The sequence below is a fragment of the Thermodesulfobacteriota bacterium genome, assembly GCA_040755095.1.
GTDB lineage: Bacteria > Desulfobacterota > Desulfobulbia > Desulfobulbales > JBFMBH01 > JBFMBH01.
Window position 1 is genome coordinate 1 of the sequence record JBFMBH010000192.1, and the last position, 5,713, is coordinate 5,713.

Consider the following 5,713-nt stretch of genomic DNA (forward strand, 5'->3'; position numbering starts at 1 on the left):
GCCCCGGGCCACCAGGGCATCGGTGAAGGCCTCCATGATGGCGACATCCCGGCGGAAGGCCGGGCCCAGCACATCCCCCTGGGAATAGTCGGCAAAGGGCAGGAGGACGATCCGGCCCGGCGACGACCGGGCGATTCCCGATGCCGGTGGCGGCACCTTGAGGCTCTGCTCCACCGTGTGCCCGCAGCCGGAAAGGGCCGCACACACCAGTCCGACGAGAATAAGCTTCTTGGCAGGCATAGTCTTCGCTCCCCCTTCTGGACTTTTCAGGAGATGATGCGCGGCCGCAGCAGGATGATGAGCTCCCGCCGGGTCTTCACCTCGGTCTCCACCTTGAACAGCTTATCGACCAGGGGCAGGTCCCCCAGCACCGGCACCTTGCTCTCGTCGTCGTCATCACTGCTGTCGATGAGGCCGCCCACCACCAGCATCTCGCCGCTGCGGACCCGGACGGTGGTGGCCATCTCCCGCAGGCGCACCTGGGGCAGCCCCACCTCGGAGTCGCCGCCGAAGGTCCGGTATTCGATGGGCAGCGTCAGCTGGGAGGTGACCGGGGTCATGGACAGGATCACCTCCTGGTCATCCAGGATGGTGGCGGTCACGGCCAGTCCCAGGCCGGACATGACGCTGGAGGTGCTCACCGTGAAGGTGACCTCGCCGGTGTCGGACGAGGTGCTCTTGGTGACCTTGTCGATGAAGGTGACGTTGTCGCCGACACTGATCAGCGACGGCTGGCCATTGAGGACACTCAGGCGCGGATTGGCGATCACCCGGGTCTGGCCCTGCTCCTGCAAGGCGTTCAGGAAGGCGGTGAAGCTGGAGTCCGGCCCGATGCTGACCCCGCTGACGAGCCGGCCGCCTACGCCCTGGTTGGGGTAGATCTGGCCGCCGGCGCCGCCAAAGGTCAGGGTGACGTTGAAGCCGTCCAGAAGCTCGCTCCAGTCGATGCCGGTTTTGTCGGTGCTGTCCAGGGTCACCTCGACGATCTTGGCCTCGATGGCCACCTGCCGGTACAGCTCTGCCTTGAGGCTGTCCAGATAGGTGGCCACCTTCTCGACCAGGGGGCGTGGTGCCGTGACGGTGATGAGCCCGATGGGCTTGTCGATGCTGTAGTAGCCCTTCCCCGACGGCCGCGGCGACGGCGCAGCCGGGGCGGCGGGGGCTGCCGCTGCCGGCGCCTGGCCCGGGGTGGGTGGTGCTGCTACCGGGGCCGGCGCCGCCGCCGGCGCCTCTTCGGTCCAGATTTGCAGGATCTGGTCCAGGTTGGTCTTGACGTTGTCCCAGACGTCGAAGGTGTTGCCCTCCGAGGTCAGGCGGATGGCGCCAGTCATGCTGCCGGTCTTGCCGCTGGAGCCCAGGACGTCGCCGCCCACCCCGGAGTCGTAGGTGCTGGCGAGAAAAGGCATCGCTATATGGAACTTGCGGGTCTCCTTGTACTTTATCACAAGGGTGTTGCCCTGGACCTCATGAAAATAGTCCTGCTGCCGCAAGAGGTTGTCCACGGCGGTAAAGAAGTCGTCCTCGGCCCGGATGTCCACGTCCACCAGGGCATACTGGTCCACGTCCGAGGCCCAGCTGACGTTCATGCTCTTGAGGGCGGCCAGCCGCTTCATGATGTCCCGGAGGGGCACCGGCCCCTGGGCCGAGGAGATATCCGCCCCCACCCGGATGACCACCCGGTCCGCCTCCGTGGCGAGCTCGTCCTTCTTGGACTCGTTATCCCGGGTCACATAGGCCGGCCGCAGGTAGCGCACCGGCAGGCCGGCCTCCTGGATCGGCTCGGCGGGCCTGGGCTTGGCCGGGGCGCTCAGGGCCTGCTCCTCGATGGCGGACGGCAGCTGCGCCTCCTGGCCGGTACCCACGGCGCTGCAGGAAAGCAGCGCCGGCAGGAGGGCAAGAGCCAGGCCCAGGGCCAGGATGGGGTGATGTCGGGTCATGGTGTGCACCTCAGTGGAAATAGGCTGCCGCCGGCTATCTCAGCGGGTGGACAGGCCGGCGTCCCGCTCCTGGAGGGTCAGGCGTCCTTCAATATAACGCCGGAGGTCCGGGGGCAGCTCGAAGCCGGACAGGAGCAGGGCCCGGTACTGCTGGGCTGCCTGTGCCTGCTGGCCCGCCTTGTCGTGGATGCGGGCTCTGGCCACCAGGGTGTCCAGGGTGTTGCCGTAGAGGTCCTCGTGCCGGGCCAGGAGGCGCAGCGCCCCTTCCAGGCTGTCGTTCTCTTCGCAAAAGGCGGCGTAGCTGATGAGGGCCTCGGCAGCAGGCCTGGGGCCGGCGACGGCCTTGTCGAACAACGGCTTGGCGGCGGCGACTTCCTTCATGTTGGCCAGGCCGATGGCCGCGTTCAGGGCCGCATCCTGGTTGTCCGGCTCGCTCTTGAGGGTCATCCTGGCGAAGTGCACCGCCTTGGCATTGAGGCCGAGCCGCACCAGGCACAAGGCGGCCAGCCGGTTGGCCAGCTGGGCGTTGTCCGGCCACAGCTCCAGGGCCTGTTCGTACACGGGCAGGGCCTCCTCGTACTTCTCCTGCCTTTCCAGACCCTGGGCCTGGAGCATGAGCTTCTGGGCCTCGATCTGGGCCGGCGGGGTCTCCTGGCGGCGTTGCACCGAGATGGCCTCCCGGGTCTGGACGGTGCCGTCGGGCCGAATGGCCAGGGCCGCCTCCGCCTGCTTTGGCCAGACAAAGGTCTTTGTCTTCGGCGAGATGACCAGGGTGTTGAAGCGCTCTTCCTTCTGGAGGTCCTTGAGGTTGAGGACGATATCCAGGGCGAAATCCCAGGGCACATCCCGGAGAGCCAGGGTCAGGGAGCCGGCCACCGCCTCGTCGACCACGATGTTCATGCCGCTGATCTCGCCGAAGAGGCGAAAGACGTTGTGCAGGTCGATCTTGTAGAAGTCCACGGTGATCCGTGTCTTCTCATAGCCGGCGAAGGCCATCTGGCCGGCAGGCGCACTGGTGGTGGGCGCCGGCGCCGCCGCTGGGCGGCTGGCGGCGGCCGCCGGCGGCGTGCCGGCCGGCGTCTTTTCCGGCCGGGGCTTGGCGGCCGCGGTGCTGATCACCGGCTGAATTGGCTCGGCAGCCGGGGAGGAGTCGGCCGCGGCCGCAGCCAGCACCGGCGGGGCCTTGGCAAGGCTCTTGACGATGGCCTGGGCACCCCCGGGCTCCTCCACCAGGACCAGAAGGCCGTCCGGCTGCGTCTCCACCTGATAGCGGAACAGGCGGTCCTGGTTGGAGTCGAAGACCACCCGCAGGCCCTGGTCCCGGTTGGCAGAGCGGATCTCCTTGAGACTGCCGGTGCCGACCCCCAGCACGGCAGGCACTCCCGGGCCGTGCCAGCCCGGCAGATCGAGGTACATGCGGTGGGGCCGGCGGCCATCCGGCGCCAGCTCCACCGGACGGGTGGCGGTGATGGGGCCACTGGCCCGGATGAGCACCCGGGTCTGCCCAGGGGTCTCCTCGACCTGGATGGTGTCGACGAGCAAGGACGAGGAGGCGGTGGCTGCCACGGGCTCGGTTGCCGGCGCCGCGGCGGCGGTCGGGGTGGCGGCCATGGCCTCGCTGCTGCCCGTCGCGGCCGGCGACGGGCTGGCGGGAAAGGCGATGACGATGTCATGGCCCTGCCGTTCGACGATGTACGGGACATCCTCCCGCAGGCCGACCTCCAGCCGGGTCAGGGGGGGGCCCTTGTCGGCCAGGAGGCGCCCGTCCACCCGGGCGATGGGCCCTGGCCCGTCGGCCAGGGGCAGGCCGGCGGCTTTTGTGGCGTCCGCCTGGGCGATGTCCACCACAATCCGCAACGGGTCGAAAAGCTGAAACACGGTGAAGGTGGGGGCATCGCTGCTGGCGATCACGAGCTGGTGGCCGTCTTCGGTCTCGGTAGCCGAAACGGCGAGGATGCTGGCGGCGCTGGCCGGGGCGTCGGCGGCCGGAGCTGCGGCCGGCATCAGCATCCCGGCTGCCAGGGTCAGGAACCCCAGGAGGCCGGTCAGGAGCCCCTGTTCGAGGCGCGCACGGGTCATGGCTGTTCCCCCTCCTTGCGTAGAACCATCTCCACCATCCGTTCCCGCTCCTCGCCGACGGGCGTGGTGTAGCGCTCCTTGACCACCACCTGGTTTGGAACGATCTCGGCCACCACCCCGCTTCGGCCGATGGGGGTGCCCGGGCGGATGACGTAGCCCTTGCCCACGGAATCCTGGACCATGGCCATGGGCTCGTTGTTGGCGAACAGGATGGCCACCAGGGTCAGCTGGCCGGGCTCGAAGATCTGCATGCCGGTCAACACCTCGGCCTCGGCCTCGGCTTCCTGTTGGATCCTCTTTTCGGAGACAAAGGGGCGGAAGGGGTCTGGCCGGCCTTCTCGGACGTACACGAAGTCGCTGGCCGGCTGTGGCGGCAGCTCCGGCAAGGCGACCACCGGCTCGGCCGGGGCAGCCGGCGCCGCCTTGGTCGCCTTGGCCTTGGCCTTGGCCGGCGGCGGGGGCGGCGGCTCCTCGCCGCAGGCGGCCAGGACCAGGAAGACGGCCGGCAGGAGCCAGAGGAGGGCCGCCCGCCCGGCGCTACTTCTTCTTTTTCTTCTTGGCCTTGTCATCCTGGTCCTTCTTGGCCTTGTCATCCTTCTTGTCGTCGGCGGACGGCTCGACGAAACGGTAGGTGACCAGGGAGAAGCTGCTGCTCAGCATCATGATCCCGTCTACCTCGCTGGCCCCGCCCAGCCGCATGTTGGAGACCGAGACGATCCGCGGCAGCTGGCTCACCTCGTAAAAGAAGCTGCCCAGATTGTGGTAGGGGCCCTGGACTGCGATGTCCACCGGGATCTCGGCGTAGAAATCCTTCACCGTTTCCGCCCGGGGCTGAAAGGAAACGAAGTCCAGCCCGGCTTTGGTGCCCAGCCCGGAGATGTCGGTGAGCAGGCGCGGGATCTCCTTCTGCTGCGGCAGAAGCACCGCGACCTGGGCCAGACGGGCCTGGGCCGCCTCCATCTCCGCCCGGTGCTGGTCGAGCTGGGCTGCAAAGTCCTTGGCTGCCTTGAGCTCCCGGCTCACCGCTTGGCGTTTGGCGGTAAGGCCGCTGATCTCATCCTGGCGGGGCGAAAAGACCAGGAAATAGCACAAGACCGTGGGCAACGTCAGGGCCGCGACCAGGATGGCGATCTTGTGCTTGACGCTCAAGGGGGCCAGCCTGGTCTCCAGCATGGCCAGGGCCTGGCCGCCCGCAAGGCTCGGTGCCATGACTTACGACCCCTTCTTGGCCGGATTGGCTTGGCCTGCGCCTTCGCCGCCCTCCGGGGCTGGCGTCGGACCCTTGATGCCACAGGTCAGACCGAAGGACTTCAGCTTCTGGCCCGCCACCACGGTCTGGGCGGTGCGGGACAGCTCGGCATCGGCAAAGAGCGGCGACTGCTTGATGCTGACCATGAAAGCGGCAATGGTGGCGTTGTCCAGGGCGACGCCGGACAGGGTGAGCTGCTGGGGCTCCTGGGTGAGGGAGTCGAGCCAGATGCGGTTCTCCGGCACCAGGCGGGCCACCTCGTCCAGAATCCGCACCGGGATCCGAGCCTGGGCCTGGAGCTCGGCGATGACCTGGATCTTGCGCTCGAATTCGACCTTTTCCTCGTCGAGCTTCTTCATATCCGCGATGATCTTGTCGTAGCCCTTCTTCTCGTTCTCCAGGGCGGCGATCTCCTCCTTGAGACCCTGGATCCGGCTGCCTAAGGCCC

Annotated in this window: 6 protein-coding genes; all 6 read right to left on the minus strand. The window is 67.9% G+C overall.

All coding sequences use genetic code 11. From position 1 onward, the window contains the following. Nucleotides 1-240, minus strand: a 240-nt coding sequence (locus AB1634_18395; GenBank protein ID MEW6221484.1) for a hypothetical protein, incomplete at its 3' end; no start/stop codon positions are given. 26 nt (nt 241-266) lie between these two features. Then, entirely contained in the window at nt 267-1,937 is a 1,671-nt protein-coding gene (gene mshL / locus AB1634_18400) for a pilus (MSHA type) biogenesis protein MshL (protein MEW6221485.1), read from the minus strand. A 39-nt stretch (nt 1,938-1,976) separates the two neighbouring features. Further along, nucleotides 1,977-4,016 (minus strand): AMIN domain-containing protein, encoded by a 2,040-nt coding sequence (locus AB1634_18405; protein ID MEW6221486.1) that lies wholly within the window; start codon nt 4,014-4,016, stop codon nt 1,977-1,979. Continuing rightward, nucleotides 4,013-4,585 (minus strand): pilus assembly protein PilP, encoded by a 573-nt coding sequence (locus AB1634_18410; GenBank protein MEW6221487.1) that lies wholly within the window; start codon nt 4,583-4,585, stop codon nt 4,013-4,015. The genes AB1634_18405 and AB1634_18410 overlap by 4 nt, the downstream gene beginning before the upstream one ends. Then, a complete protein-coding gene (locus AB1634_18415) occupies nt 4,554-5,225 on the minus strand; it encodes a type 4a pilus biogenesis protein PilO (protein ID MEW6221488.1) in 672 nt (223 codons plus the stop codon). The genes AB1634_18410 and AB1634_18415 overlap by 32 nt, the downstream gene beginning before the upstream one ends. Nucleotides 5,226-5,228: 3 nt before the next feature. Further along, the coding region (locus AB1634_18420; GenBank protein MEW6221489.1) for a PilN domain-containing protein at nt 5,229-5,713 on the minus strand (485 nt) is incomplete at its 5' end.

What these genes read in the sequence shown, in the direction of transcription:
- mshL (MEW6221485.1), bottom strand. Translation starts at nt 1,937, where the DNA reads ATGACCCGACATCACCCCATCCTGGCCCTGGGCCTGGCTCTTGCCCTC.
- AB1634_18405 (MEW6221486.1), bottom strand. Translation starts at nt 4,016, where the DNA reads ATGACCCGTGCGCGCCTCGAACAGGGGCTCCTGACCGGCCTCCTGGGG.
- AB1634_18410 (MEW6221487.1), bottom strand. Translation starts at nt 4,585, where the DNA reads ATGACAAGGCCAAGAAGAAAAAGAAGAAGTAGCGCCGGGCGGGCGGCC.
- AB1634_18415 (MEW6221488.1), bottom strand. Translation starts at nt 5,225, where the DNA reads ATGGCACCGAGCCTTGCGGGCGGCCAGGCCCTGGCCATGCTGGAGACC.